Here is a 26,686-nt window from a genome sequence, read left to right as displayed (position 1 = left end):
TAAGGCGGCGGCTCGGGATATGCAAGAGCGATTTTCGATTTTCGGAATCATTCTCCGTAGGCAATCGAAAGAAGTCCCCTGCAGCAGCACATTTGACGACCGGACGCGAAATCGAACGCGTCCGGCCGCGGGTCTTTCTGCAGTGAAACTCACACTTTCACGTATTTCCGCCAGTCGTGCTCTTCCTTGAAGCCGAGCACTTCGCGAATCTTCCGGTTGGAAAGCAGGCCCTCATATTCGCCGATCTCACGGGTGAACGGCACATTCGGGTAGAATCGCTTGGCGAGCTCTCGAGATGGCGTATTGGCCGAGACCGTGTCGTTGGCGGCATTGAAGACCTGGAAGCCCAATCCGTCCTTCTCAATGCAGCGGTGGACGATCTGTCCGAGATCGCGCGCATCGATATAGCTCCAGGCGATGCGCTTGCGCATTTCCGGATTGGCGAAATAGGTCGGAAACCTCTCGTATTCATGCGGCTCGATGACGTTGCCGATGCGCAACGCGTAAATATCGAAGCCGGACCGCTCGGCAAAAGCACGCGCGGTCTTCTCATTCAGGACCTTGGAAAGGCCGTAGGAATCCATCGGATTGACATCATAGTCCTCATCCAACGGGAACTGGTGGAAATCGCGATGACCTTCGGCGAAGCAGACGCCGTAGGTCGTCTCACTCGATGCGACGATGATCTTCCGGATACCGAGCTTCACGGCCGCCTCGATGACATTATACGTGCCCATCGTGTTAATGCGGAAGGTCTCGTTATCAGGCTTGATAAGGATGCGCGGCACTGCCGCGAAATGCACAACGGCGTCGAAAGGCTGAACACCCTTGCCCGCGTCCAGATCCGGAAAATCCCGGTGCATGGAAAGCACGTTGAACATCTGGCCACTGTCGGTGATGTCGGCAGTGAGATTGGTGACACCCGGGCTTTCGAGCGGCACGAGATCGACGTTATGAACCTCATATCCGGCATTGACGAGCCACGGCACGGCATGACGTCCCGCCTTGCCCGAACCGCCGGTGAAGAGAATGCGCTTTTTCATGGAATATCCTCCGCGTCATGAAATCGGAGGCATAGATAAACTCTTCCGCGCGAAGAGCAAGCGAGCGTCTCGTCAGCAGGTTCAAACCTACTCTGGCCAGGGGCTTCCAACTGGAAGCGCCTGCCCTGCCATTTCAATCACCGCCGGACGCTCCGGCGGCTCGCTACGCAACTATTTAACGACGCTTATTTCGTCTATCTGCACGCCAGCTGCCTGAACAACTTCCTGCGGAATTGCAGCGATGAAAAACATCGTGAAAACATACATCGCGAAAATCGTCGCAACGAATGTAGCCTTGTGAATCATCCTACTCTCCTCTCTACAATGAGGAGTCTGGACTAAAAATGCCGGAACGCAAAACGCTTTCTGAACGCTAGATGAACAAAATACTGTTATGGGACATCTTAACGATATTTTTACAACATCTCATGAGCGTTTCCGCATGCCGGAAAACGAAAAAACCCCGCCGTTTCCAGCGGGGTTTTTCCTAAAATCGGGGATAATTCCGATTACTCGATGATGGAAGCCACGATGCCTGCACCGACGGTGCGGCCGCCTTCGCGGATAGCGAAGCGAAGCTTTTCTTCCATCGCGATCGGAACGATCAGCTCGACGTCCACCGTGACGTTGTCGCCAGGCATAACCATTTCCGTGCCTTCCGGAAGCGTCACGATGCCCGTCACGTCCGTCGTGCGGAAGTAGAACTGCGGACGGTAGTTCGTGAAGAACGGCGTATGACGGCCGCCTTCTTCCTTCGTCAGGATGTAGGCTTCTGCCTTGAACTTCTTGTGCGGCTTGACAGAGCCCGGCTTGCACAGGATCTGACCACGCTCGACGCCGTCACGGTTCACACCGCGAACCAGAGCGCCGATGTTGTCGCCAGCCTGGCCCTGGTCGAGCAGCTTGCGGAACATTTCAACGCCGGTAACCGTCGTCTTCGAGGTCGGACGAATGCCGACGATCTCGACTTCTTCACCAACCTTGACGATACCACGCTCGACGCGGCCGGTCACAACCGTACCACGGCCAGAGATCGAGAACACGTCTTCGATCGGCATCAGGAACGGCTGGTCGATCGGACGCTCAGGCGTCGGGATGTAGGCGTCAACCGCAGCCATCAGCTCGCGGATCGCGTCTTCACCGATCTTCTTGTCAGAATCTTCAAGAGCAGCAAGAGCCGAACCCTTGACGACCGGGATGTCGTCGCCCGGGAAGTCGTAGGACGACAGGAGTTCGCGAACTTCAAGCTCGACGAGCTCGAGAAGCTCGGCGTCGTCAACCTGGTCGACCTTGTTCAGGAACACCACGATCGCCGGAACGCCAACCTGGCGGGCGAGCAGGATGTGCTCGCGCGTCTGCGGCATCGGGCCGTCAGCTGCAGAGCAGACCAGGATCGCGCCGTCCATCTGCGCAGCACCCGTGATCATGTTCTTGACATAGTCGGCGTGGCCGGGGCAGTCGACGTGCGCATAGTGACGGTTCGGCGTCTCATACTCGACGTGAGCCGTCGAAATGGTGATGCCGCGGGCCTTTTCTTCCGGCGCAGCGTCGATCTGGTCATACGCCTTGAACTCACCGAAGTACTTCGTGATCGCTGCCGTCAGAGACGTCTTGCCGTGGTCAACGTGGCCGATCGTGCCAATGTTGACGTGCGGCTTGTTGCGCTCAAACTTACTCTTTGCCATTTGAATGCTTCCTGTGGACGTAAAATGGGTGACCCCGGCGAACCGGTTTAGTGCCGCCGTTTAAGGCTTTCGGCGAAATTGCGCAAGACTTAATTGCAGACGCCATTCTTGGCGTGCCAGCGCATATGGGAGATAATTCGCAACCCGCAAGGCGATTCGCCCGCACTCTCCCGAAAACGCCTGAAATCCAAGGCAAAATCGAGAGGTATTGCCGCTTCCGGCTTTATTGAGGCAGGTGCCGACCGGTGCTTCCGCGAGCGATGCCCGGATGCCTTTCAATACCGGCGGCGCAATGCCTGCCAACAAGATTAGCTTACATTTTACCAATTGATTTCACGGAACGGGAAAACTTTCATGATATCCCTCTAATATACGGAGGGACACTCAATGCAATCGGAGAGCTATAGCAACCACTATTCGGCATTCACGGAAGACCATCGTGCGTTCGGCTATCCGCGTGACGACGACGATACGGATACGAACACGAGCATCAAAAGGAACACGGGCCAGTCGTCGGTCTTCATCGCCGGCATTGCCATAGGGGTGCTCGGCTACTGGATGATCGGCAATTTCATGAACCTCGTTTTCGAGTTCTGAAAGCCGGCGCGATCCTGCGATGATATCGGAGAAGATGGAGCGGGTAGCGGGAATCGAACCCGCGTATTCAGCTTGGAAGGCTGCTGCTCTACCATTGAGCTATACCCGCGGGGTTGGTCCGATCCAATGACGAATGGTGGAGAGAGTTGGATTTGAACCAACGTAGGCTGAGCCAACGGATTTACAGTCCGTCCCCTTTAACCACTCGGGCATCTCTCCAGTTTTTCGTCCGGATCTTGAAGACCAAGTTTGTCAGACGTTGAAGCGTTGCCGCCCCGTCGTCTGCGCCGCGTATATGACCGGACGATTTCAGTCTGTCAACACGATGACAATGGAAAAGACAGGAAAAATTTCATCGCCTGTTGAAAGCCGGCACATGAAAGAAAGCCTATGCGGCAACAGGCGCCATCGTTATAAAGCCGCATGAGCAAAGATAACAAATCCGGCGACAAGCCCGCCACCGACAAGTCCGCAAAGGACACGCATTACGCAACCTTGCGACGCGCGCATCGCGACGGCAAGCGCGAACGCGGTGAAATCCCGACACCCGCGCCACAGAAACGCAAGCGTGGTGGAGACGACTGGAAACCGCCCGCATTGGCTCCCGACCAGGTCTTCCTCTACGGCCTTCATACCGTTCGCGCCGCGCTCGAAAACCCTGAACGCAAGAACATCAAGCTGTCGGTAACACAGAATGCTCTGGCGCGGCTGGAGATCGATCCGGAGACGATCGGCATTCCGCTCGAAATGGTTTCTCCTCAAGATATCGACAAGGTGCTCGGCCCGGAGGCGATCCATCAGGGAGTAATGCTCGAAACGCGCCCCCTGCCCGTCCGACGGTTGGAAGCACTGAAAAACAGCCCATTGCTTCTCGTGCTCGATCAGGTGACCGATCCGCACAATGTCGGCGCCATCATGCGTTCGGCCGTCGCCTTCAATGCAGGTGCCGTTATCACCACCCAGAGACACAGCCCCACCGAATCGGGCGTGCTCGCCAAATCGGCTTCCGGCGCGCTGGAGCTCATACCTTATATACAGATCACCAATCTCTCGGATGCGCTCGGCGAGTTGCACAAGCTCGGCTTCTTCACGATCGGGCTCGATTCGGAAGGACCGGCAGCGCTAGAAGGCACTTTTTCGGGCGACAGAATCGCGCTGGTTCTCGGCTCGGAAGGTAAGGGCCTGCGGCAGAAGACGCGGGAGACGGTCAACGCGCTCGCACGGCTCGATATGCCCGGCGCCATCAAATCGCTGAACGTATCGAATGCCGCGGCGATTGCCCTTTATGCGGCAAGGCTGCACCTGAAAGCGTAGGCGGCAGCCGACAGGTTTCCGTTGTATCACGCGCAGTCAATTGAGAGCGGAGGCCTGCTTGGCGGGCCATCGCGGTTGAACACCTGCCCTCATGGTCCATATTGGGCCTTGGAAAGAGCGCGCCGGTCGCTAAGATCGGCGACGCATTTTACCCTCGGGGCGTCGGTAAAAAGGAAATCCGCATTATGGCATTTCGACCGCTGATCTTCGGCGTTCTCTTCATCGCGGTCTTCGTCATGGTCATTTTGAGCATCATCTGGGTGGACAAGTCGCACCCTATCCGCCAACCCGATCCCCTGGCACCATCGACGACGCCATCCAATCCTCCTCCATCCGTGCAATAGCAGATCCGGAACCGGTAAAGCGGTCAGACGTTAATCCCCGCAGACAAACAGGGATTCAATGTCCATGCGCCTGATGATTGCCGTCGTTGTCGTCATGATTGCCTCCGTTCTCAGCATCGCAATGATGTCACCGTCCGGTGCGGGGCAGACCGGCAATGGTACGAAGATCGAATCAAGCGTGAACGAACCCGCGCAAAAGTGACTGCGCATCGTCTCATCGGACAAGGCGCAGACAATGCGTCTGAACCGATCAAATAAAAATCCCGCGGCAAGAAATTGCGGCGGGATTTTTCTGGAGCTGGAATTACTTTCTCGGTTAGCGATCAGCTCCGGTAGAGCCAATAGGGTCCACCATGGTGGCGCCGCCACTCGTGACGCTCGCGCCAACGCTCTTCCCGCCATGGGTTCCAGCGGCGTTCATAGCCCCAGGCCGGGCGCCAGTAGCGACGCTCACGCCAGTCACGGCGCTCTCGCCAGTCACGGCGATCGCCCCAATCGCGATCACCCCGATCGCGGTCACCCCAATCCCGATCGCCGCCGCGGACCTGGATAATATCGCCCTGTTGAGCGACTGCCGAACGCTCGAGAGGGATGGCCGCAGCCGGAGCTACAGCGGAAAACAAAGTACCGGCCGAAAGGGCGGCTGCTAGGAGAAGACTGGAGATCCTCATGGCTCACTTCCTCGTTTCTGATGAAGCGAGAATGGCCTGATGTCCCTGAATTGCTGCTGAAGCGAGCCTTCAGTCTCCGTTCATGTAGTGGAATGGCCTTTTAAAGCTGGTGCCCCCGCGCTTGTTTATTGATAGGCCGCCGTTAGAAGCTGTTGAAGCGAAATGGAGCGGTCATTTTGCGCCACGCCCCTTGCCTATGTCCGGTATAGCGACATTTTCCATTCCGGTGCGTTGTCAGGGAAGGTAATCATGAAGAGTAGATTCCGGACACTCATAGTTAGCGCCGCACTGATCGGCGTGAGCATACTCGCTTCGTCCTGCACGACACACCCGGCTACAAATCGCCCCGATTTCCAATATCAGCCCAGGACTTCCGTCAATCCCGCCTGCGCCCACGGGTTCAGGCCCACCAACGCGCTGTCTTGCAGCTACTGAAGTGTTCCGGTCGCATCGCGAAACTTGACGCCAGTACCGTTTCCGTTCGAATCGATAAAGCAGGGCCACCTGCGACGACATCCCTCGTTCCTGAGGAATCACAGCTGCATCGGCGAAAGCCCGGAAAACACGGTAGTTCTCGAAATAATTTGCGCACAAAAAAATCGCCTCAGACGGGCGGGTTTCTGATTAAGCGTTTGATATCGCTTGCGATTGTATGGTGCCCCCGGCAGGGTTCGAACCCGCGACCCCCTGATTACAAATCAGGTGCTCTACCAACTGAGCTACAAGGGCAATGCGTGCGAAGTAGCAGATTCTGATCTTTTGTAAAGAAAATTTGCCCTTTCCGGCTGTCCTTTGACGCTATCCACAGCGGCTGCCGATCAATGCACTGGTTGGGAAAAGCCTGCGAGGCCTGGATATGGACCTGTTGGTCCTTCGAATCGTCCGGCGATTTACGGGAGCCCAAGATCATCCGAACTTCGCCCGCAACGCAAAACGTCTTGTCGTACAAGCCCTTTATCCTTTAGCTAGAGCAGCATAACAAAGGGCATTGCATGGGCCGTTCATTTCAGACGCTTTCTTTTATCGCCTCGCCGACCACGGAAGCACTCGCCGCGCGAGACGAATTGATTCGCCTTTATGGCGACGTGCCTGCGAACGAGGCCGATGTCATCGTTGCGCTCGGCGGCGACGGCTTCATGCTTCAGACGCTGCACAGCACGATGAACAGCGGCAAACTCGTCTACGGCATGAATTGCGGCTCGGTCGGCTTTCTTATGAACGACTACAAGACTTCCGACCTGCATGACCGCATCTGTGCCGCTGTCGAGAATGCCTTTCATCCGCTGAAGATGACGACATCCAATGCCGACGGCAGCAAGTCCTCGGCGCTTGCAATCAACGAGGTCTATCTTTTCCGGCAATCCTATCAGGCAGCGAAGCTCAGGGTGGAAATCGACGGACACGTGCGATTGGAGGAATTGATCTGCGATGGGTTGATGGTGGCAACGCCCGCGGGCTCGACGGCCTACAATCTTTCGGCCCACGGCCCGATCCTGCCGCTTGACGCGCCTCTTCTCGCCATGACGCCCGTGAGCGCCTTCCGGCCGCGGCGCTGGCGCGGAGCGCTGCTTCCCAACCGGGTGACCGTCGACATCCATATTTTGGAAGCCGAGAAGCGGCCGGTGAACGCGGTCGCCGACAATACGGAGATCAAATCCATACTCCAGGTGCGCATCGCCCAGTCCGAAGATATGACGGCACGCATCCTTTCCGATCCTGACCGCTCCTGGTCCGACCGGATTCTGGCAGAACAGTTCGAGGATTGAAATGATGGCGATGCGGCAAGCAGTGATAATGGCGCTCCTCGTTTCGGGATGGTCGGTCGCCGCCGAGGCGCAGACCGTTCATGACGACATTCTCCCGGCCTCGATCATCTTCGCGACCAGTACCGGCTATTGGGAGGATGACGGCAATTCGCTGCCGGTCGAACGTGCCCCGACAACCACGCAAAGCGTCAGCGCACAAAATGTGAGCGGCGAGGCTGCCAAGCCGGAGCAGCGGCACGGCTATTACAAGCTTTTTGCCGTGCGTCAGGCGGACAAGACCTCAAGGGTCTTTCTGCAGCAGATCGCGCAGATAGACGACGGACCTGCCATTCTTTCGACGGTCGAACTGCAGGAAATCAGCGATCTCAAGCCCTATATCACTGACATCCGGCCCGAAAATTCGAGCGGCTTCATCAAGGAACCCGGCCTTTTCGCCACCGTCTATCTGAAGACCGATCCGGCTGCCGAGCCCGACGGCTGGACAGTGCTGATCGACGAGTTTGGGGACATTACCGTGGAGAAGGCGACCAACTGAGGTCGCGGACTATTCATCGGGGCTAAGCCGTTAAACCTGGCTTTCGAGAAGACCCACTCCACGACGAGACGCGACTGGGCTATCGGGAGACGTTCGTTCACGGAATGGACATTTCAGCGGGTATCTGAAAATAGAAAAGCCCCGTTTCCGGGGCTTCCTAGCTCAATATGATTTTGCAGTTTAGTCGACGTCGTCGACGACCGCATCGGCTGCCCCGCTGATGCGGTGAGCGAGTGCTGCTTCCATGAACTCGTTCAGATCGCCATCGAGCACGTCGTCGGGAGCGGTGCTCGCAACGCCGGTGCGCAAGTCCTTGACGAGCTGGTAGGGCTGCAGAACGTAGGAGCGGATCTGGTGGCCCCAGCCGATATCCGTCTTGGAAGCGGCTTCGGCGTTGGCGGCGTCCTCGCGTTTCTTCAGCTCCGCTTCGTACATGCGGGCGCGCAGCATGTCCCAGGCCTTGGCGCGATTTCTTGTGCTGCGAACGCTCCTGCTGACACTGCACGACGATGCCTGTCGGTATATGCGTGATGCGCACGGCCGAGTCTGTCGTGTTGACGTGCTGGCCGCCAGCGCCCGACGAACGGTAGGTGTCGATACGGCAATCACTTTCGTTGATCTCGATCTGGATCGAGTCATCAACGACGGGATAAACCCAAATCGACGAGAAGGACGTGTGGCGGCGTGCATTGCTGTCGTAAGGCGAGATGCGCACCAGACGGTGCACGCCCGATTCGGTCTTCAGCCAGCCATAGGCGTTGTGGCCCTTTACGAGCAGCGTTGCGGACTTGATGCCGGCCTCTTCGCCGTCATGCACTTCCAATAGCTCGACCTTGAAGCGCTGGCGCTCGGCCCAGCGAGTGTACATGCGCAGAAGCATGTTCGCCCAGTCCTGGCTTTCCGTGCCGCCTGCGCCGGAATGGACTTCCAGATAGGTGTCGTTGCCATCGGCCTCGCCTGACAGCATGGCTTCGACCTGTCGGCGGGCCGCCTCGGCCTGCAAGCTTTTCAGCGCGGCCTCAGCTTCCTTGACGATGCTTTCGTCGCCTTCTTCTTCCCCGAGATCGATGAGCTCGACATTGTCGGAAAGCTGCTGTTCCAGCGCCTTGACGCCATTGATGCCGTCATCGAGCTGTTGACGCTCGCGCATCAGCTTCTGGGCTTCCTGCGCATCGTTCCAGAGGTTGGGGTCCTCTGCCTTGTTATTCAACCAGTCCAGTCGTCTTACCGCTTGGTCCCAGTCAAAGATGCCTCCTCAGCAGGGTGATAGCCTGCTTGGTTTCATCGACTACGTTCTGGATTTCCGCTCGCATTTTCCTGCTTCTTTGCTTCGGTATTCTGTGAGTGCCGGGGTATTCTGCAAGGCTGGTGACATAGAGACGCCCGCCGCGGATGTAAAGAGCCGTGGCGGGCGCAAAGGCAATCGGTCTCGATCAGAACAGGCCGGGCGTGTTGGTCTGCACCGCCTGGTTTGCCTGGGGCGACGTACGCAGGATTTCTTCCGGCGCCATCGTGCCGTCCATGCCGATGACAGAGAAGCTGTCAGCCGGGCCGGTGCCCGGCTTGAAGGCTTCGATGATGGTGCCTGGCTCGCCATCGGCAGCAGCCATGCCGGTCTTGCGGTTGATCGCGATCATGTTCATGCCGGCCGGGACCACAAATTTGGATTGCGGCATGTCCTTGACGGCCGCCTGCATGAATTCATTGAAGATCGGTGCCGAGAGAACGCCACCCGTACCGCCGCGTCCGAGCGGTGCCGGCGTATCGAAGCCGAGATAGAGGCCCGCCACCAGATCCGGCGTGAAGCCGACGAACCAGGCGTCCTTTTCATCGTTGGTCGTACCGGTCTTGCCGGCGACGTCACGGTCGGAGAGATCGATCTTGCCAGCAGCCGTACCGCGCTGGATGACGCCCTGCATCATCGAGGTGATCTGGTAGGAGGTCATCGGATCGAGAACTTGCTCGCGGTTGTCGACGATGTTGGGTTCTTCCTGGTTCTGCCAGTCGCCGGCATTGCAGCCTTCGCAGAGACGCTCTTCATGCTTGAAGATCGTCTTGCCATAGCGGTCCTGGATGCGGTCGATCAGGGTCGGCTTGATCTGCTTGCCGCCATTGGCAATGACCGAATAAGCCGAGACCATGCGCAGCACCGTCGTTTCGCCCGAGCCGAGCGACATGGCGAGCAGCGGCGGCATCTTGTCGTAGACGCCGAAACGTTCGGCATATTCGGCAACGATGTTCATGCCGAGGTCATTGGCGAGGCGCACCGTCATCAGGTTGCGCGAATTCTCGATACCGGAGCGCAGCGTCGAGGGGCCGCCGACTTCGCCGCCGTAGTTTTCCGGCTTCCAGACCTGACCGCCCGAAACGATCTCGATCGGCGCGTCCATGATGACCGAGGCCGGCGTGTAGCCGTTGTCCATGGCAGCGGCATAAACGAAGGGCTTGAAGGAGGACCCCGGCTGGCGCATCGCCTGCGTGGCGCGGTTGAATTCCGACTGGGCATAGGAAAAGCCGCCGACCATGGCAAGAACGCGGCCGGTCTTCGGATCCATGGCGACAAGACCACCCTGCACCTTCGGCGGCTGGCGCAGACGATAGGAGGTCGAATTGTCGCCGCCGAGGCGCTCGACGTAGACGACATCTCCGGCCGAGACGACGCCGACCGGCGACTTCGTCGTCTTGCGGTCGCCGGCGGCGGAGCGGAATGCCCACTGCATATCCTTGGCTGCAATCGAACCACGCTCGCGTTGGGCTGCGACCTTGCCGCCGCCATCCTTGGGCGGCTGGAGGCCGATATCGACGCTGTCACTGGAAACAGCGAGCACGACTGCCAGGCGCCATTCCGGCACGTCCGAAAGAGCGGGCACTTCGGCGAGCGCCGGACCCCAATCACCCGACATGCTGATCTGTTTGACCGGTCCATGGAAACCGCGACGCTCGTCGTAATTGGTCAGGCCGTCCTGCAGCGCCTTGCGCGCAAAGAGCTGCATCTGCGGATCGAGCGACGTGCGCACCGAGAGGCCACCCTCGTAGAGCGACTTCTCGCCATACTGGTCGATGAGCTGGCGACGGACAGCCTCGGCGAAATAATCGGAAGCAAAAAGAGACGGTCCGCTGTTGCGGGCGGTGACGCCGAGCGGCTGCTTCTTGGCATCCTCGCCGTCGCTCTGGCTCACATAACCGTTCTCGACCATGCGGTCGATGACCCAGTTGCGGCGCTCAAGTGCTGCATCCGGATGGCGGAAGGGATGATAGTTGGCCGGCCCCTTCGGCAGCGATGCGAGATAGGCAGATTCGGCGATCGTCAGTTCGGTGACCGACTTGTTGAAATAGGTGAGCGAGGCACTGCCGATACCGTAGGAGTTCAGACCGAAAAAGATCTCGTTGAGGTAAAGCTCGAGGATCTTGTCCTTGCTGTAGGCCTGTTCGATGCGGAAGGACAGGATCGCTTCCTTGATCTTGCGGTCGATCGTCTGGTCGGAGGTCAGAAGGAAGTTCTTTGCCACCTGCTGGGTAATCGTCGATGCACCGACCGGGCGGCGGCCGGAGCCGAAATTCTGAAGGTTGACGAGGATGGCACGGCCAAGACCGGTCAGATCGACGCCGGGATGGTTGTAGAAGTTCTTGTCTTCGGCCGAGAGGAAAGCAGCCTTGACGCGGTCCGGGATAGCCTGGATCGGCAGGAAGAGGCGCTTTTCCTTGGCGTATTCGGCCATGAGCGCACCGTTACCCGCGTGGACGCGGGTGGTGACCGGCGGGGCATAGCTGTTGAGCACAGCATAGTCAGGAAGATCCTTCGCGACATTCGCAATGTAGACGGCAACAACCGCCGCAGCGCCCAGGAACAGGACGCATGCTATCCCGAAGAAATATCCAAGAAGTCTAACCATATTTTTCAGCTACCGGTATTTCTAATCATTAGATCGGCGCAGCCGCACAATCGCACAGATCATGTCTCTTTGCACGTTGCGCGGCTTACTCCATGCGCGCTGGCGCTACAAGCCGATTTCGTCTCACTTGCGCGAAACATATAGATCGGAGTAACGGCGCGAATGTGAGCAAAATAGGGCCCGTCCTGCCACTTTCCGCTCCCCTTTCCGCAAGGGCTCCGGTTTAGGCGCGAGTGTCACTTCCGGGCAACGCCCGGTTTACCCGCCATTCGCCATCAGGCCCGTGCGGTAGCGCTTCACCGCATCGGCCAGGAGATCGGCCATCTTCAACCGCCAGGCATCATCGAGCAGGCGTTTTTCGTCTTCGACATTGGAGAGGAAGCCGAGCTCGAGCAGGATCGATGGAACGTCCGGCGCCTGCAGCACCCGGAAGCCCGCGTGACGGTGTGGATTGTTGATCGTGCCAACCTGATCCTTGAAAGAGGCAAGCACGCTTTCGGCGAGCGAAATCGAAAAGGCCTGCGTCTCGCGCCGCGTCAGGTCCAGCAGAATATCGGCGACCTCAGGCGGTTCGGCGGTCGTTTCCTTGCCGGCGATCTGGTCCGACAGGTTTTCGCGTTCGGCAAGATCGGCGGCGAGCTTGTCCGAAGCCTTGTCTGAAATCGTGTAGACCGTCGCGCCGCGAATATCCTTCTGCTTCAGCGTATCTGCGTGCAGCGAAATGAAAAGGCCCGCATGGTTCTGCCGGGCAATCAGCACGCGCTGCGAGAGCGACAGGAATTCGTCGTCGTCGCGCGTCAGGAAAGCCTTGATGCCCGGCTCCTTGTTCAGGCGATCAGCCAGCGCCTTGGCGAAGGCAAGCGTCACCTGCTTTTCCTCTGTCTTCGTATCGACGCCGATGGCGCCGGTGTCGATGCCGCCGTGCCCGGCATCGACGGCGATGACGAAATCACCGGGTGCAGCCATTTCCGGCTGGGGAATGGCACTCGTCGTCTCCGCCGCATCCGCCTTGTCGCTCCAGGACTGGGTCTTAACAAGCTCGGCGAATTTCTGCTTGTCGATCATTTCGGCATCGAGAACGAGCCTGTGACCATTGCCGCTCTCATCCGTCTGCACCTTGGCAAGGGCGAGTTGGACCGGACGTGCCGCCGTCAACACGATGCGGGCGCTGCCTTCATCCATCGCGCCATAACGGATGTCCTTGAAGAGGCCGCGCGCCTCGAGATCTTTGGCCGGAAAGCCGAAAGCGGTTGCCGGCAGGTCGACGACGATGCGCTCAGGATTGGCGATATAATGCACGGAAAAACGGGGCTCGCGGTCGAAATCGATGACGATGCGGGTTCTGGCATCGTCGCCGACGATACGCGCTCCGTAGGCCAGCAAGGGATTCTTCGCGTCGGCGGCACTTCCAGGAACCGCGCAAAGCACTGCGAAGCCGAAAAGCCCCGCTGCAAAACCCAATTTTCGCCCTGCGGACACCTTCGCCGCGATCCGAAACCTCTTAAACAATAGCCCGCCACACCCTATTTATTCTGCGATGGACCCTACACCGTCCCCGCTGACGCCCGCTAGAGGCGAGCGCATACGCACCGACCCACGAATCGGGATCGTTTATCCCCGACAAGTTTATGCGATACGAAATCCATCAATATTATGGCACATTTGGCTTTTCCCTTGCTATTGTGACAGAGAAAACATACAACGGATTTTAGGGTAGAAGTGTTGACGGGATAGAGTCGCCGCAAGGCAGCCAGCCGGCCCCCGGACCTGGCGCCACAACCGGTAATCGTCCGCCGTCGAACGCATTTCCACTCGAGAACTGGATCCTGATTTTCCGGCTTCGTGCTGGGATTTCATCGGTGGATCAGCCACCACGCTCTCAGGGAGCAAACTCATCGGACCCGAAACGGGTCTTTGTCATTGTCGATCACGCTTGGTTGTTGATGGTTTCGCAGCAGGTTTTATCTGAAGTGTACAGGCCCCGGAACGAAATCGTTTCGGCTGCGGTCTGGCTGCTGCCTTCTCCCTCGCACCAATCGCGACTTTCATTATCCGGCGCGGCCACGGCGGACCGCATTCTTCCTGTGTCAACAGCAGTCGGGAATGCGCTCTCGCGGCCTCGCCGAGGAGCTCAGCTTACATGGCAGACAAAATGCTTATCGATGCGTCTCACGAGGAAGAGACGCGCGTCGTTGTCGTTCGCGGGAACCGCATAGAAGAATTTGACTTCGAGTCGCAGCACAAGAAGCAAATCCGCGGCAACATCTATCTTGCAAAGGTAACGAGGGTCGAACCCTCGCTGCAGGCAGCCTTCGTCGATTACGGCGGCAACAGGCACGGCTTCCTGGCCTTCGCCGAAATCCACCCTGATTATTATCAGATACCGCTGGCCGATCGCCAGGCCCTGCTTCGCGCCGAAGCGGAGGAGCATCGCCGCGACGAGGATGTCGAGCATGTCGAGACTGCCCCGCTCGTCGATCTCTCGACGCAGGATCAGCCCGATATCGGCATCGTTCCGGTCGAGCAGCCCGAGGCAGTTGCTGCAGAAGAAGTAGCTGCGCCCGTCGAAGAGGCTGCACCCGTCGCCGAAGAAGCGCCGGCCAAGAAGCCCCGCGCCCGCCGCAGCCGCAAGAAGGCAGCCGAGCCGGTTGCAGAAGAAGCAGCGGCGCCGGAAGCATCGGTCGCCGACAACGATGACGAAGGTTCGACCGGCGGCGAGATGGCCGCGATGGTTGAAACGGACACCATCTCTGAGGATGTCGACGTTTCCAAGCGTCGTCATGACGACGACGATGATGACGACGACCATGGCGAAGAGGAAGTCATCGAATCCGTCGGCGCCGAAGACGCGATGGAAGAGGTTCCGGATCGTGTTCAGCGCAAGCCGCGCAAGCAATACCGCATCCAGGAAGTCATCAAGCGCCGCCAGATCCTGCTGGTGCAGGTCGCCAAGGAAGAGCGCGGCAACAAGGGTGCTGCCCTCACCACCTATCTCTCGCTCGCAGGCCGCTATTCGGTCCTGATGCCGAACACGGCGCGCGGCGGCGGCATTTCCCGAAAGATCACCAACCCGCAGGACCGCAAGCGGCTGAAGGAAATCGCCCGCATGCTGGAAGTGCCGCAGGGCATGGGTGTGATCCTGCGAACGGCCGGTGCCAACCGTACCAAGGTCGAGGTCAAGCGCGACTTCGAATATCTGATGCGCCTGTGGGAGAACGTCCGCACGCTGACGCTCGCCTCCACGGCTCCCTGCCTCGTCTACGAGGAAGGCTCGCTCATCAAGCGCTCGATCCGTGACCTCTACAACAAGGATATCGGTGAAATCATCGTCTCCGGCGAAGAAGGCTATCGCGAAGCGAAAGACTTCATGAAGATGCTGATGCCGAGCCACGCCAAGGTGGTTCAGCCCTATCGCGATCTCCACCCGATCTTCTCGCGCTCCGGCATCGAGGCGCAGCTCGACCGTATGCTGCAGCCGCAGGTGACGCTGAAGTCCGGCGGCTACCTGATCATGAACCAGACGGAAGCGCTGGTTTCGATCGACGTCAACTCCGGCCGTTCGACCCGCGAACACTCGATCGAGGACACCGCCCTCCAGACGAACCTCGAAGCAGCGGACGAAGTCGCCCGCCAGCTTCGTCTGCGCGACCTGGCCGGTCTCATCGTCATCGACTTCATCGACATGGAAGAGAAGCGCAACAACCGCGCTGTCGAGAAGAAGCTGAAGGAATGCCTGAAGAACGACCGCGCCCGCATCCAGGTCGGCCGTATCTCGCATTTCGGGCTTCTGGAAATGTCGCGCCAGCGCATCCGCGCTTCCGTTCTTGAATCCACGACGCAGGTCTGCTCGCATTGCGGCGGCACCGGCCACGTTCGTTCGCAGTCTTCCGTTGCGCTGCATGTGCTGCGCGGCGTCGAGGAATATCTGCTCAAGAACACGACGCACAATATCACCGTTCGCACGACGCCCGATATCGCGCTCTACCTGCTCAACCACAAGCGCCAGACGATCGTCGATTATGAAGCCCGCTTCGGTGTGGCAATCATCATCGATGCGGATGGCTCGGTCGGCGCGCAGCATTTCGCGATCGATCGCGGCGAGCCGGTCGAAAACCCGGTCAAGATCGAAAGCCTCTTCAACTTCGCAGCCATCCCCGATGACGATGATGACGATGTCGTTATCGAGCATGACGAGGAGGAAGACGAAGAGTTGGAAGAAAAGCCTGCCGCCGCCGAACGTCCTGCTGCCCGTGCAGAGGCCGAAGGCGAAGGTGGACGCAAGCGCAAGCGCCGCCGCCGTCGTCGCGGCCGCAACGGCAATGCCGAGCAGCAGGTTGCTGCAGATGCAGTTTCCGGCGAAGCTGACGATGGCGATGAGGGCGAGGACGAAGGCAGCGAGGGCGACAGTGATGCCGCCGAAGGTGCTGCGGAGGACCGCGCCGAAGGTGACGACTCCCAGCGCCGCAAGCGCCGCCGTCGCGGCAAGCGTGGCGGTCGTCGCAACCGCGGCGAGGAAGGCGCGGAGACGAGCGCTGCTTCCGAGGGCGGCGATGCCGACGAAGGCGATGACACCGCAGCCGAGGAAAGCGCGGAGACCGAAGCCGAAGTAATCGAAGTCGCTACGATCGACGTTGTCGATGCTCAGCCGGCCATGGCGGCTATCGAAGGCAGCGAGAGCGTTGCCGAAGAGGTCAAGCCGGCACGCGGACGGGGCCGCGGCCGCCGCAAGGCTGATGCTGCGCCTTCGCCGGTCGAGGAGCCTGTGATCGAAGCGGCGGCTGTGGAAGCAGAAGCCGAGCCGGAAGTGACGGAAGCATCTGCAGATCTTGCCGAACCTGTTCAGGAAGAGGCCAAGCCGGCTCGCGCTAACCGCGGATCCAATATCTCGTCTTCTGAGCCGACGGTCACCTCGAACCGCACCGATAACGGTGAAGCCGAAGGTGAAGGCAAGCCGAAGAAGGCAGGCTGGTGGCAGCGCCGCGGCTTCTTCTGAACGCTGATTTTCGGCGATAAGTGACATGATCCGGCTGCGGCGACGCAGCCGGATTTTTTTGTGCCACAGATGACGAATGCTCAGCCTGTGGTCAAAAGGGAAAGACTTAGAGCGTGCGGCCGAACCAGACAGAGGCTTCCGATGCCGGAACGAGCGGCGGGAGCAGACGCTCGAAGCCGCGGGAGGACCAGAAGCGCAGGCCGCCCTGGTTGTCGGCATTGACGCCGAGGTGAATGCCGCGCACACCTGCCTGACGCGCTTCAGATATCCAATGCTCCAGAAGACGGCTTCCGACACCCTGCCCCTGCAGGCGTGGCATCAGGTTCATGTGAATATGGGCCGGGTAGGCCGTGACGACCTCAGCCCACATGGTGCGTGGATGATGGATCGCAAAGCTGCGGCGCTCGTCCGCCGTCCATCCGGAGGGATCGCCGACCGGATCGGCATGTTGATCGCGCAGCGCCGGCCACCAGTCGCGTTCAAGGCGCGTTTCGAAGGCGGCTGTATCGTAGGTGCCGACGATGTAGCCGGCGATTCCGATCTCATCCTCCGCAACGAGGGTCGCTTGCGGGTTGAGCACGACATAGGGCGCAGAATAGATATGGCCGATCAGGCGGCCGTCGCGGTAGAGGTGGCTCGCATCCTGACCGCCATTGCCGGTCGCAAGCGAAATGCCGTAGATCTGATCGAGATCGTCCCGCCGTGCGTTCCGAAACACCTGTATCAAGCCGCTGGCGGGTAAAGCAGATCGACGATGTAGCTGGCGTCGAAACGGGAATCGAGCATGCCGTAGGTCGAGCGCCAGCCGCCCGCCAGACGGGTCTCGATGAACGCGTCGGCAATGCGCCCTGCTCCGAGCCGATAGAGCTCGGCGGCGCCGGCAACGAGCGCCAGCTGCTCGACGAGCAGGCGGGCAGCGCCCTCATCCTGTTCGCAAAGCGCGATCGCGGCGCGCAGCACATCGATCGTCTTCTTTCCGGCCGGTCCAAGATCGCGCGCAAAACCTGCAAACACCGTCTCGAACAGATCCTTGCCGCGGTTCAGCACACGCAGCACATCGAGCGCCATGACGTTGCCCGAACCTTCCCAGATCGCATTGACCGGCGCTTCGCGGTAGTGGCGGGCGATCGGGCGTTCTTCGATGTAACCGCTGCCGCCGATGCATTCCATCGCCTCGTAGATCAACGACGGGGCAATCTTGCAGCACCAGTATTTGGCGACCGGTGTCATGACGCGGGCATAGGCGGCATCTTCGGCATTGCCGCGCGCCTTGTCGAAGGCATCGGCCAGGCGGAAGGAAAGAGCCGTTGCGGCGGCAACATCGAGCGCCATGTCGGCGAGCACCCGCGTCATGATCGGCTGATTGACCAGCATCTTGCCAAAAACGCTGCGGCCGCGGGTGTGATGCACGGCTTCGGCCAGCGATGCGCGCATGATGCCCGAGGAGGCAAGCGCGCAATCGAGCCGCGTCAGCGTCACCATATCGAGGATGGTACGGATGCCGGCATCAGGACCGCCGAGCAGGAAACCGAACGTATCGGTGAACTCCACTTCGGACGAAGCATTCGAGCGGTTGCCGACCTTGTCCTTCAGGCGCTGGAATTGCAGGCCGTTGGCGGAACCATCTTCCAGCAGCCGCGGCACCAGGAAGCAGCCCATGCCCTCCTTGGTCTGCGCCAGCATGATGAAGGCGTCGCTCATCGGCGCGGACATGAACCATTTATGGCCGGAGAGCCGGTAAATGCCTTCGCTCACTTTTTCCGCGGCGGTCTTGTTGGCGCGAACATCCGTACCGCCCTGTTTCTCCGTCATGCCCATGCCGATCGTCACGGCGGACTTCTGCATGGCCGGACGGTTCGACGAGTCATATTTGCGCGACAGGATCTTGGGCGCCCAGTCCTTCTGCACCGCAGGCGAGGCCGAGAGAGCGGCAACGGATGCGCTCGTCATCGTCAACGGGCAAAGATGGCCGGATTCAAGCTGCGCCGTCAGGTAGAAACGGGCTGCGCGAATATGGTGGGCCTGATCCTTGGCCTCCGTATCGGCCTGCGGATCCCAGACGGAAGAATGCAGGCCGGATGCCATGGAACGGCGCATCAGCGCATGCCAGGCGGGGTGGAATTCGACGATATCAAGACGTTCGCCGCGCGGGCCATGGGTGCGCAGCTGCGGCGTGCCCTGGTTTGCCATGCGCGCCAGCTCCTGCGCTTCCGGCGAGGTCACGAAACGACCCATGTTTTCAAGGTCTTCACGGATGGTGCGCGGCAGCGTGGCAGTCAGATCGACGATCAGCGGATCGGATCTATAGGCATTGATTCCCGACCAGAGGCTTGGCTGGTTGAGTTCGGCGAGTTTGTCTTCAGTCCGGTTTGCGGAGGTCATTGTTCGCTTCTATTTCATGGACCCGGAAAAAGGAAACCGGAAGTTCGTGATTCGCAGATTTCTGCTCTACAGCGCCGCGCCTCTTTTCAGACGCGCAAAGGACGCTGTAGCACCTTAAATTGCTGCATAATTTTATCCATAAATCGATTCCGATTTAAGGAATCATGCAGTAGCGGGATTCGACGGAAAATGCATGGGGAACATGGGATTTGCGCACAGCACGCGCTTGCCCCTTCCCCCCGCACTCTTTATAGACCCCGCGAAGACAAGAAGAGGCAGGGTCATGGTCTTTTTCCCCCACCGCCACCTCATTGGCATCAAGGGCCTCACCGAGCAGGATATTACCTATCTTCTCGACAAGGCTGACGAAGCCGTCAAGATCAGCCGACAGAGAGAGAAAAAGACGTCGACCCTTCGGGGACTGACGCAGATCAACCTCTTCTTCGAGGCATCGACACGAACGCAAGCCTCCTTTGAACTCGCAGGCAAGCGCCTCGGCGCCGACGTGATGAACATGTCGGTCGGCAATTCCTCTGTGAAGAAGGGCGAGACGCTGATCGACACGGCGATGACGCTGAACGCGATGCGGCCGGACGTCCTGATCATCCGCCACTCCAGCGCCGGTGCCGCAGCGCTTCTCGCTCAGAAGGTTTCCTGCTCCGTCGTCAATGCCGGCGATGGCCAGCACGAGCACCCGACACAGGCGCTGCTCGACGCGCTGACGATCCGCCGCGCAAAAGGCCGGCTGTCGCGTATCATCGTGGCAATCTGCGGCGACGTCCTGCATTCACGCGTGGCGCGCTCCAACATCCTGCTTCTGAACGCCATGGGCGCCAGGGTGCGTGTTGTCGCTCCTGCCACCCTTCTGCCGGCCGGCATTGCGGAAATGGGCGTCGAAGTCTTTCATTCGATGAAGGAAGGGCTGAAGGACGCGGATGTGGTGATGATGCTGCGGCTGCAGCGCGAGCGCATGTCCGGCGCCTTCGTGCCGTCGGTGCGCGAATATTATCACTTCTACGGCCTCGACGCGGAAACGCTGAAGGCGGCGAAGGAAGATGCGCTCGTCATGCATCCAGGACCGATGAACCGCGGCGTGGAAATCGCCTCCGAAGTCGCGGACGGCCCGCAGAGCGTGATTGCCGAACAGGTGGAAATGGGGGTCGCGGTACGCATGGCCGTCATGGAGACGCTGCTGGTTTCCCAGAACCAGGGACCCCGCACCGATGGAGTGGGCGCATGAGCAATCTCGTCCTCAAGAATGTCCGCATCGTTGATCCCTCCCGAAATCTCGATGAAGTCGGCACCATCATCGTCAAGGACGGCCTGATCGTCGCAGCCGGCAAGGAGGCGCAGAACCAGGGTGCCCCCGAAGGTGCTACCGTTCGCGATTGCACCGGCCTCGTCGCCACGCCTGGCCTCGTCGACGCACGCGTCCATATCGGCGAACCGGGCGGCGAACACCGCGAGACGATCGCTTCGGCAAGCCGCGCTGCGGCAGCGGGCGGCGTGACATCCATCATCATGATGCCGGATACCCATCCCGTCATCGACGACATCGCGCTCGTCGAGTTCGTCAAGAAGACGGCGCGGGATACGGCCATAATCAACGTCTATCCGGCAGCGGCCATCACCAAGGGTCTTTCCGGCGAGGAGATGACGGAATTCGGTCTGCTGATGCAGGCGGGCGCCGTCGCCTTCACCGATGCGCATTCCAGCATCTCCGATACGCAGGTGCTACGCCGCGTGATGACCTATGCCCGCGAATTCGGCGCCGTCATTTCCTGCGCCACGCGTGACAAGTATCTTGGCGCCAACGGTGTCATGCATGAAGGCCTGCTTGCAAGCTGGCTCGGCCTCTCCGGCATTCCGAAGGAAGCGGAGGTGATCCCGCTCGAACGCGATCTGCGCATCGCCCAGCTGACGCGCGGCAATTACCATGCAGCCATGATCTCCGTCCCGGAGTCGGTCGAGGCGATCGAGCTTGCCCGCTCGCGCGGCGTCAAGGTCACCTGCGGCGTCTCGATCAACAATCTGGCGCTGAACGAGAACGACATCGGCGAGTACCGCACCTTCTTCAAGCTCTATCCGCCGTTGCGCTCCGAGGACGACCGGGTTGCCATGGCAGACGCGCTGGCGAGGGGAGCGATCGATATCATCGTGTCCTCGCACGATCCACAGGATGTCGACACCAAGCGTCTGCCCTTCGGCGAAGCGGAAGATGGCGCTGTCGGGCTCGAAACCATGCTCGCGGCGGCCTTGCGCCTGTATCACAGCGAGCAGGTCAGCCTGATGCGCCTGATCGATGCGATGTCGACGCGCCCGGCGCAGATCTTCGGTCTTGATGCCGGCACCCTGAAACCAGGCGCCAAGGCCGATATCGCTCTCATCGACATCGAGGAGCCTTGGCTTGTCGCCAAGGACATGCTTCTTTCCCGCTCGAAGAACACGCCTTTCGAGGATGCGCGATTCAGCGGGCGGGCGATTGCGACTTACGTCGCGGGCAAGCTGGTTTACGGATTGCAGAACTGAGGGCCGCCTTAAGGGCAGATTCTCGTCAGAAGATTGGGAAACAAAATGATATCTGATCTTGTCACCTGGCAGATTACGCTACCTCTGGCACTTGCCGCCGTCGTGGTCGGCTACCTGCTCGGCTCCATCCCGTTCGGTCTCATCCTCACACGCGCTGCCGGCCTTGGCGACGTGCGCAGCATCGGTTCCGGCAACATCGGCGCCACGAATGTTCTGCGTACCGGCAACAAAAAGCTCGCGGCGGCGACCTTGCTGCTCGACGCGCTGAAGGCTGCCGCTGCGGCCTGGATCATGGCCTATTTCGCGGGAGAGGAAGCGGGCATCATCGCCGGTTTCTTTGCCTTCATCGGCCACCTCTTCCCGGTCTGGATCGGCTTCAAGGGCGGCAAGGGCGTCGCCACCTATATCGGCACATTGCTTGGCGTAGCACCGCTCATGGTTCTTCTCTTTGCCGCCGTCTGGCTGGGGACCGCCTTTATCAGCCGCTATTCCTCACTTTCTGCTCTGCTTGCGATGCTTGTGATTCCGGTTGCATTGTGGATATTGGGCGACGAAAAGGTTGCGGCGATCATGGCGATCATGAGCGTCATCTCCTACTGGAAGCACAAGGCCAATATCTCCCGTCTGATGAGCGGGACGGAAAGCAAGATCGGGGCTAAGGGGTAATGGACGCGCTCAGCGCAAAGCCAAAAGGAATTGCGCTGACGGATAGACAGAGGATCGCCTGGCTGCGGCTGATCCGTTCCGACAATGTCGGACCTGCAACCTTTCGCGATCTCATCAATCATTTCGGTTCGGCGGAAGCAGCACTTTCCATGTTGCCGGAACTGTCGGCACGCGGCGGCGCGACGCGCTCGATCCGTATTGCCACTGAGGCTGAAGCATATCGCGAGCTTGAGGCGGTGCAACGCTTCGGCGCCCGCTTCGTCGGTATCGGCGAACCTGATTATCCGCAGGCATTGCGCCAGATTGACGGCGCACCGCCACTACTTGCGGTCAAGGGTGATCTTTCCGTATTGAACCGGCCTGCGGTCGGCATCGTCGGTTCGCGCAATGCCTCCATCAGCGGCGCAAAGTTCGCGGCGATGATTGCCAGAGACTGCGGCCGGGCCGGCTACACGGTCGTCTCCGGCCTTGCGCGTGGCATCGATACAGCCGCCCACCGGGCGAGCCTCAATACCGGCACCATCGCCGCAATGGCAGGAGGGCTGGACCAGCCCTACCCGCCTGAAAATGTTGGGCTGCTGGACGAGATATGGAATGGCTATGGGCTTGCCGTCAGCGAAATGCCTTTCGGCTGGGAGCCGCGTGCGCGTGATTTCCCCCGCCGCAACCGGCTGATTGCGGGCATTTCGCTCGGCGTCGCGGTCGTGGAGGCAGCAGTTCGTTCAGGTTCGCTTATCACGGCGCGGATGGCCGGCGAATTCGGGCGGCTGGTCTTTGCCGTACCGGGTTCGCCGCTCGATCCGCGATGTCACGGCACGAATGGCCTTCTGAAGGACGGCGCGATGATCGTCACTTCGCCTGACGATGTCGTGGAAGCGCTGGCGCCGCTCGCTCAGCCCGATCTCTTTTCGCTGCCGTCTGCCGAGGAACCGAAACGCGAAAGTGGCAGGATAGTGCTTCCGCCAGACGAAACGGACCGCACGCTCGTCATCGATGCGCTCGGTCCGACGCCGGTGGAGGTCGACGATATCATTCGTCACACCGGTCTTTCGGCTTCCGCCGTCTATCTTGTTCTTCTGGAGCTGGATATGGCCGGTCGGCTGCATCGCCATGCGGGCGGACAGGTTTCAATTTCCATGACCGACTGAGTTGTCATCGATGCGTGAGTGCAGGTCTCCGGCTTCCACATAGGCCATTTCGATGAGATAGCAGAGCATCTCCGCATTTTCGTGTTCGGCCACCTTCTGCAATTCTCGGAGCATCTGGCGGATGAATGCGATGTTTTCGAGCGATTTGGAGCGAGCGGTGTCTTTTCCTGCAACCTTGGGCGCCATAATTGTCTCTCTGAAAACGGAGAGGGCTGCCTTACCAAAGAGCCCGAACCACACTTCAAAAACGATAGCTCAATCATCCTGAATTGCAATAGTCTATAAATCTCGCAATGGTTGCGATGCCCGGCAAAGAGGTAAAATTGAAGCAAACCTCTTGACCGGAGCGAATTCCCTGTCCATGTCGGAGGGCCGGTATTCATGTTGCAGTGCGTGTTGCGCCTGCTTCTTCGCCGGATCGACATCTTTTTTAGAGAATCATCATGAATGTTGTAGTGGTGGAATCGCCTGCCAAGGCCAAGACGATCAATAAGTATCTGGGTCCAGGATACAAAGTGCTCGCCTCTTTCGGCCATGTGCGCGATCTGCCTGCCAAGGATGGCTCCGTTCTTCCGGATCAGGATTTCGAAATGCTGTGGGAGGTGGATGGCGCCTCTTCCAAGCGCATGAAGGATATTGCCGATGCGGTGAAATCCTCCGATGCCCTGTTTCTTGCAACCGACCCTGACCGCGAAGGGGAGGCTATCTCCTGGCATGTGCTGGACCTTCTGAACAAGAAGCGGGTCATCAACGGCAAGCCGGTCAAGCGCGTCGTCTTCAACGCCATTACCAAGAAGGCCGTGCTCGACGCGATGGCCGATCCGCGCGATATCGATGTTCCGCTGGTCGATGCCTATCTGGCACGCCGCGCACTCGACTATCTTGTCGGCTTCAACCTCTCGCCGGTTCTGTGGCGCAAGCTGCCCGGCGCACGTTCGGCTGGCCGCGTGCAGTCGGTCGCGCTGCGCCTCGTCTGCGACCGTGAATCCGAGATCGAACGTTTCATCTCGGAGGAATACTGGAACCTTTCGGCGCTCCTGAAGACGCCGCGCGGAGACGAGTTCGAAGCAAGGCTCGTTGCCGCCAATGGCAAGCGGCTGCAGCCGCGCTCGATCGGCAACGGCGAGGAAGCCGGCAAGCTGAAGACGCTGCTGGAAGGCGCCAGCTATGTCGTCGAAAGCGTCGAGGCAAAGCCCGTCAAGCGTAATCCGGCACCGCCGTTTACGACTTCGACGCTGCAGCAGGCCGCCTCTTCCAAGCTCGGCTTCTCGGCTTCGCGCACCATGCAGATTGCGCAGAAGCTTTACGAGGGCGTGGACATTGGCGGCGAGACCGTCGGTCTGATCACCTATATGCGTACAGACGGCGTGCAGATGGCGCCGGAAGCGATCGATGCGGCGCGAAGCGCCATCGGCGAGCAGTTCGGTGAACGTTACCTGCCGGAAAAGGCACGCTTCTACTCCACCAAGGCGAAAAACGCCCAGGAAGCGCACGAAGCGATCCGCCCGACCGACTTCAACCGTTCGCCGGATCGCGTCCGGAAATTCCTGGATGCCGACCAGATCCGTCTCTACGATCTGATCTGGAAGCGCGGCATTGCCAGCCAGATGGCATCGGCCGAAATCGAGCGTACGACAGCTGAAATCATTGCCGACAACAACGGCCAGAAGGCCGGCCTGCGCGCCGTCGGGTCCGTCATCCGCTTCGATGGCTTCATCGCCGCCTATACCGACCAGAAGGAAGATGGCGAGCAGAGCGACGACGCAGATGACGAGGATGGCCGGCTGCCGGAGATCAATGCACGCGAAAATCTCGCCAAGCAGAAGATCAACTCGACGCAGCACTTTACCGAGCCGCCGCCGCGTTACTCCGAAGCCTCACTCATCAAGAAGATGGAAGAGCTCGGCATCGGTCGCCCATCCACCTATGCCGCAACGCTCGCGACCTTGCGCGACCGCGACTATGTGACGATCGACAAGCGCAAGCTGATCCCGCAGGCGAAGGGACGTCTCGTTACCGCCTTCCTCGAAAGCTTCTTCACCAAGTATGTCGAATATGACTTCACGGCAGATCTTGAGGAGAAGCTCGACCGGATCTCCGCCGGGGAACTGAACTGGAAGCAGGTTCTTCGCGATTTCTGGAAGGATTTCTTCTCGCAGATCGAAGACACCAAGGAACTGCGCGTCACCAATGTTCTGGATTCGCTCAACGAAGCCCTGGCGCCGCTGGTCTTCCCGAAGCGCGAAGACGGCAGTGATCCGCGTATCTGCCAGGTTTGCGGCACCGGCAACCTGTCGCTGAAACTCGGCAAGTACGGCGCGTTCGTCGGCTGCTCAAACTATCCGGAATGCAATTACACCCGCCAGCTTTCCTCCGAAAATGGCGGCGAGGCCGAAGGTGCGGCGCTGAATGAGCCGAAGAACCTCGGCACCGACCCGACCACCGGCGAGGAACTGACGCTGCGTTCGGGCCGTTTCGGCCCCTATATCCAGCGCGGCGATGGCAAGGATGCCAAGCGCTCGTCGCTCCCCAAGGGCTGGAAGCCGGAAGATATCGACTACGAGAAGGCGATGGCGCTGATCTCGCTGCCGCGTGATATCGGTAAACATCCGGAAACCGGCAAGATGATCTCTTCCGGGCTCGGCCGCTACGGACCGTTCCTGCTGCATGACGGCACCTACGCCAATCTGGAAAGCATCGAGGATGTTTTCTCGGTCGGCCTCAACCGCGCCGTGACGCTGATTGCCGAAAAGCAGGCCAAGGCGCCGGGCGGAGGCCGCGGCACGCCGGCGGCGCTGAAGGAACTGGGCGACCATCCTGACGGTGGTGCGATCACCGTTCGCGACGGACGCTACGGCCCCTATGTCAACTGGGGCAAGGTCAATGCGACGCTGCCGAAGGGCAAGGATCCGCAGGCCATTACCGTCGAGGAAGCGCTGGCCCTGATTGCGGAAAAGGCCGGCAAGGCTCCCGCAGGCAAGACCAAGGCCAAAACAGCTGCGAAGGCTAAGCCAGCCGCGAAGCCGAAGGCCGCGGCGGCCGAAGCAAAGACGACAAAGACTGCCGCAAAGCCGAAAGCAACCAAGGCAAAGGCAGCGGCGAAAACGAAAAAGAGCTGAG

Annotated in this window: 20 protein-coding genes, 3 tRNA genes and 1 pseudogene; 12 read left to right on the top strand and 12 right to left on the bottom strand. The window is 59.7% G+C overall.

Annotated features, from left to right (window positions below):
- Positions 1–149 precede the first annotated feature (149 nt).
- The gene (locus tag LVY75_17100; protein ID XAZ24897.1) at positions 150–1,043 is read right to left on the bottom strand and encodes an NAD(P)-dependent oxidoreductase; all 894 of its coding nucleotides are present in this window, start codon (positions 1,041–1,043) and stop codon (positions 150–152) included.
- A gap of 509 nt (positions 1,044–1,552) precedes the next feature.
- On the bottom strand, positions 1,553–2,728 hold the full coding sequence (gene tuf, locus LVY75_17095; GenBank protein ID XAZ24896.1) for an elongation factor Tu: 1,176 nt from the start codon (positions 2,726–2,728) through the stop codon (positions 1,553–1,555).
- 387 nt (positions 2,729–3,115) lie between these two features.
- Here tuf and LVY75_17090 point away from each other — a divergent pair, with 387 nt between their 5' ends.
- Positions 3,116–3,325, top strand: coding sequence for a hypothetical protein (locus LVY75_17090; GenBank protein XAZ24895.1), 210 nt, complete (start codon positions 3,116–3,118; stop codon positions 3,323–3,325).
- 35 nt (positions 3,326–3,360) lie between these two features.
- Here LVY75_17090 and LVY75_17085 read toward each other — a convergent pair.
- Positions 3,361–3,434, bottom strand: a tRNA-Gly gene (locus LVY75_17085).
- Positions 3,435–3,459: 25 nt separating this feature from the next.
- A tRNA-Tyr gene (locus tag LVY75_17080) sits at positions 3,460–3,544 on the bottom strand.
- 204 nt (positions 3,545–3,748) lie between these two features.
- Here LVY75_17080 and rlmB point away from each other — a divergent pair.
- The 3 genes from rlmB to LVY75_17065 all read left to right on the top strand — a co-directional run bounded on the left by rlmB (position 3,749) and on the right by LVY75_17065 (position 5,185).
- On the top strand, positions 3,749–4,639 hold the full coding sequence (gene rlmB / locus LVY75_17075) for a 23S rRNA (guanosine(2251)-2'-O)-methyltransferase RlmB (GenBank protein XAZ24894.1): 891 nt from the start codon (positions 3,749–3,751) through the stop codon (positions 4,637–4,639).
- A 185-nt stretch (positions 4,640–4,824) separates the two neighbouring features.
- Positions 4,825–4,983 (top strand): hypothetical protein, encoded by a 159-nt coding sequence (locus LVY75_17070; protein XAZ24893.1) that lies wholly within the window; start codon positions 4,825–4,827, stop codon positions 4,981–4,983.
- Positions 4,984–5,041: 58 nt separating this feature from the next.
- Positions 5,042–5,185 carry a hypothetical protein gene (locus LVY75_17065; GenBank protein ID XAZ25889.1) on the top strand — a complete coding sequence of 48 codons (144 nt, stop codon included), beginning with the start codon at positions 5,042–5,044 and terminating at the stop codon, positions 5,183–5,185.
- 121 nt (positions 5,186–5,306) lie between these two features.
- Here LVY75_17065 and LVY75_17060 read toward each other — a convergent pair whose 3' ends face one another.
- Together LVY75_17060 and LVY75_17055 are read right to left on the bottom strand one after the other, a co-directional pair.
- Positions 5,307–5,654, bottom strand: a complete 348-nt coding sequence (locus LVY75_17060) for a hypothetical protein (GenBank protein ID XAZ24892.1) — start codon at positions 5,652–5,654, stop codon at positions 5,307–5,309.
- A 653-nt stretch (positions 5,655–6,307) separates the two neighbouring features.
- Positions 6,308–6,383, bottom strand: a tRNA-Thr gene (locus LVY75_17055).
- A gap of 263 nt (positions 6,384–6,646) precedes the next feature.
- Here LVY75_17055 and LVY75_17050 point away from each other — a divergent pair.
- Together LVY75_17050 and LVY75_17045 are read left to right on the top strand one after the other, a co-directional pair.
- Entirely contained in the window at positions 6,647–7,420 is a 774-nt protein-coding gene (locus tag LVY75_17050; protein ID XAZ24891.1) for an NAD kinase, read from the top strand.
- A 4-nt stretch (positions 7,421–7,424) separates the two neighbouring features.
- Positions 7,425–7,955: a hypothetical protein gene (locus LVY75_17045; GenBank protein XAZ25745.1), complete on the top strand. Its 531-nt coding sequence runs from the start codon at positions 7,425–7,427 to the stop codon at positions 7,953–7,955.
- A 180-nt stretch (positions 7,956–8,135) separates the two neighbouring features.
- Here LVY75_17045 and prfB read toward each other — a convergent pair.
- The 3 genes and pseudogenes from prfB to LVY75_17030 form a co-directional block, all read right to left on the bottom strand.
- Positions 8,136–9,268 (bottom strand): annotated as a pseudogene (gene prfB / locus LVY75_17040) (peptide chain release factor 2).
- Positions 9,269–9,388: 120 nt separating this feature from the next.
- The gene (locus LVY75_17035; protein XAZ24890.1) at positions 9,389–11,848 is read right to left on the bottom strand and encodes a penicillin-binding protein 1A; all 2,460 of its coding nucleotides are present in this window, start codon (positions 11,846–11,848) and stop codon (positions 9,389–9,391) included.
- Positions 11,849–12,106: 258 nt separating this feature from the next.
- Positions 12,107–13,357: an N-acetylmuramoyl-L-alanine amidase gene (locus tag LVY75_17030; GenBank protein XAZ24889.1), complete on the bottom strand. Its 1,251-nt coding sequence runs from the start codon at positions 13,355–13,357 to the stop codon at positions 12,107–12,109.
- A 631-nt stretch (positions 13,358–13,988) separates the two neighbouring features.
- Between LVY75_17030 and LVY75_17025 the strand changes: the two genes are divergently transcribed.
- Positions 13,989–16,841 (top strand): ribonuclease E/G, encoded by a 2,853-nt coding sequence (locus tag LVY75_17025; GenBank protein XAZ24888.1) that lies wholly within the window; start codon positions 13,989–13,991, stop codon positions 16,839–16,841.
- A 106-nt stretch (positions 16,842–16,947) separates the two neighbouring features.
- On the opposite strand, the gene LVY75_17020 is transcribed toward LVY75_17025, so the two are convergent.
- Together LVY75_17020 and LVY75_17015 are read right to left on the bottom strand one after the other, a co-directional pair.
- On the bottom strand, positions 16,948–17,565 hold the full coding sequence (locus LVY75_17020) for a GNAT family N-acetyltransferase (protein ID XAZ25744.1): 618 nt from the start codon (positions 17,563–17,565) through the stop codon (positions 16,948–16,950).
- Entirely contained in the window at positions 17,565–19,223 is a 1,659-nt protein-coding gene (locus LVY75_17015) for an acyl-CoA dehydrogenase family protein (GenBank protein ID XAZ24887.1), read from the bottom strand. Before LVY75_17015 ends, LVY75_17020 begins: the two co-directional genes overlap by 1 nt.
- Positions 19,224–19,506: 283 nt before the next feature.
- Between LVY75_17015 and LVY75_17010 the strand changes: the two genes are divergently transcribed.
- The 4 genes from LVY75_17010 to dprA are packed head-to-tail and all read left to right on the top strand — an operon-like array spanning position 19,507 to position 23,566.
- Positions 19,507–20,463 carry an aspartate carbamoyltransferase catalytic subunit gene (locus LVY75_17010; GenBank protein XAZ24886.1) on the top strand — a complete coding sequence of 319 codons (957 nt, stop codon included), beginning with the start codon at positions 19,507–19,509 and terminating at the stop codon, positions 20,461–20,463.
- Complete coding sequence (locus tag LVY75_17005; protein XAZ24885.1) at positions 20,460–21,752, top strand: dihydroorotase; 1,293 nt, start codon at positions 20,460–20,462, stop codon at positions 21,750–21,752. The genes LVY75_17010 and LVY75_17005 overlap by 4 nt, the downstream gene beginning before the upstream one ends.
- A gap of 45 nt (positions 21,753–21,797) precedes the next feature.
- Positions 21,798–22,418, top strand: coding sequence for a glycerol-3-phosphate 1-O-acyltransferase PlsY (plsY, locus tag LVY75_17000; GenBank protein ID XAZ24884.1), 621 nt, complete (start codon positions 21,798–21,800; stop codon positions 22,416–22,418).
- Complete coding sequence (gene dprA, locus LVY75_16995; protein XAZ24883.1) at positions 22,418–23,566, top strand: DNA-processing protein DprA; 1,149 nt, start codon at positions 22,418–22,420, stop codon at positions 23,564–23,566. Before plsY ends, dprA begins: the two co-directional genes overlap by 1 nt.
- Here the strand turns inward: dprA and LVY75_16990 are convergent.
- The gene (locus tag LVY75_16990; GenBank protein ID XAZ24882.1) at positions 23,546–23,752 is read right to left on the bottom strand and encodes a hypothetical protein; all 207 of its coding nucleotides are present in this window, start codon (positions 23,750–23,752) and stop codon (positions 23,546–23,548) included. The two genes, dprA and LVY75_16990, sit on opposite strands and share 21 nt — an antisense overlap.
- 257 nt (positions 23,753–24,009) lie before the next feature.
- Between LVY75_16990 and topA the strand changes: the two genes are divergently transcribed.
- On the top strand, positions 24,010–26,685 hold the full coding sequence (gene topA, locus LVY75_16985; GenBank protein XAZ24881.1) for a type I DNA topoisomerase: 2,676 nt from the start codon (positions 24,010–24,012) through the stop codon (positions 26,683–26,685).
- Position 26,686 lies beyond the last annotated feature (1 nt).

Origin of the sequence: Sinorhizobium sp. B11 (assembly GCA_039725955.1) — a bacterium.
Lineage (GTDB): Bacteria > Pseudomonadota > Alphaproteobacteria > Rhizobiales > Rhizobiaceae > Rhizobium.
The sequence above is the reverse complement of the archived record's forward strand: the minus strand, read 5'-3'. Positions and strand labels throughout refer to the sequence as shown.

Excerpts from the sequence above, each read along its gene's own strand:
- LVY75_17100 (XAZ24897.1), bottom strand. The coding sequence starts at position 1,043 with ATGAAAAAGCGCATTCTCTTCACCGGCGGTTCGGGCAAGGCGGGACGT.
- tuf (XAZ24896.1), bottom strand. The coding sequence starts at position 2,728 with ATGGCAAAGAGTAAGTTTGAGCGCAACAAGCCGCACGTCAACATTGGC.
- LVY75_17090 (XAZ24895.1), top strand. The coding sequence starts at position 3,116 with ATGCAATCGGAGAGCTATAGCAACCACTATTCGGCATTCACGGAAGAC.
- rlmB (XAZ24894.1), top strand. The coding sequence starts at position 3,749 with ATGAGCAAAGATAACAAATCCGGCGACAAGCCCGCCACCGACAAGTCC.
- LVY75_17070 (XAZ24893.1), top strand. The coding sequence starts at position 4,825 with ATGGCATTTCGACCGCTGATCTTCGGCGTTCTCTTCATCGCGGTCTTC.
- LVY75_17065 (XAZ25889.1), top strand. The coding sequence starts at position 5,042 with ATGTCCATGCGCCTGATGATTGCCGTCGTTGTCGTCATGATTGCCTCC.
- LVY75_17060 (XAZ24892.1), bottom strand. The coding sequence starts at position 5,654 with ATGAGGATCTCCAGTCTTCTCCTAGCAGCCGCCCTTTCGGCCGGTACT.
- LVY75_17050 (XAZ24891.1), top strand. The coding sequence starts at position 6,647 with ATGGGCCGTTCATTTCAGACGCTTTCTTTTATCGCCTCGCCGACCACG.
- LVY75_17045 (XAZ25745.1), top strand. The coding sequence starts at position 7,425 with ATGGCGATGCGGCAAGCAGTGATAATGGCGCTCCTCGTTTCGGGATGG.
- LVY75_17035 (XAZ24890.1), bottom strand. The coding sequence starts at position 11,848 with ATGGTTAGACTTCTTGGATATTTCTTCGGGATAGCATGCGTCCTGTTC.
- LVY75_17025 (XAZ24888.1), top strand. The coding sequence starts at position 13,989 with ATGGCAGACAAAATGCTTATCGATGCGTCTCACGAGGAAGAGACGCGC.
- LVY75_17015 (XAZ24887.1), bottom strand. The coding sequence starts at position 19,223 with ATGACCTCCGCAAACCGGACTGAAGACAAACTCGCCGAACTCAACCAG.
- LVY75_17010 (XAZ24886.1), top strand. The coding sequence starts at position 19,507 with ATGGTCTTTTTCCCCCACCGCCACCTCATTGGCATCAAGGGCCTCACC.
- LVY75_17005 (XAZ24885.1), top strand. The coding sequence starts at position 20,460 with ATGAGCAATCTCGTCCTCAAGAATGTCCGCATCGTTGATCCCTCCCGA.
- plsY (XAZ24884.1), top strand. The coding sequence starts at position 21,798 with ATGATATCTGATCTTGTCACCTGGCAGATTACGCTACCTCTGGCACTT.
- dprA (XAZ24883.1), top strand. The coding sequence starts at position 22,418 with ATGGACGCGCTCAGCGCAAAGCCAAAAGGAATTGCGCTGACGGATAGA.
- LVY75_16990 (XAZ24882.1), bottom strand. The coding sequence starts at position 23,752 with ATGGCGCCCAAGGTTGCAGGAAAAGACACCGCTCGCTCCAAATCGCTC.
- topA (XAZ24881.1), top strand. The coding sequence starts at position 24,010 with ATGAATGTTGTAGTGGTGGAATCGCCTGCCAAGGCCAAGACGATCAAT.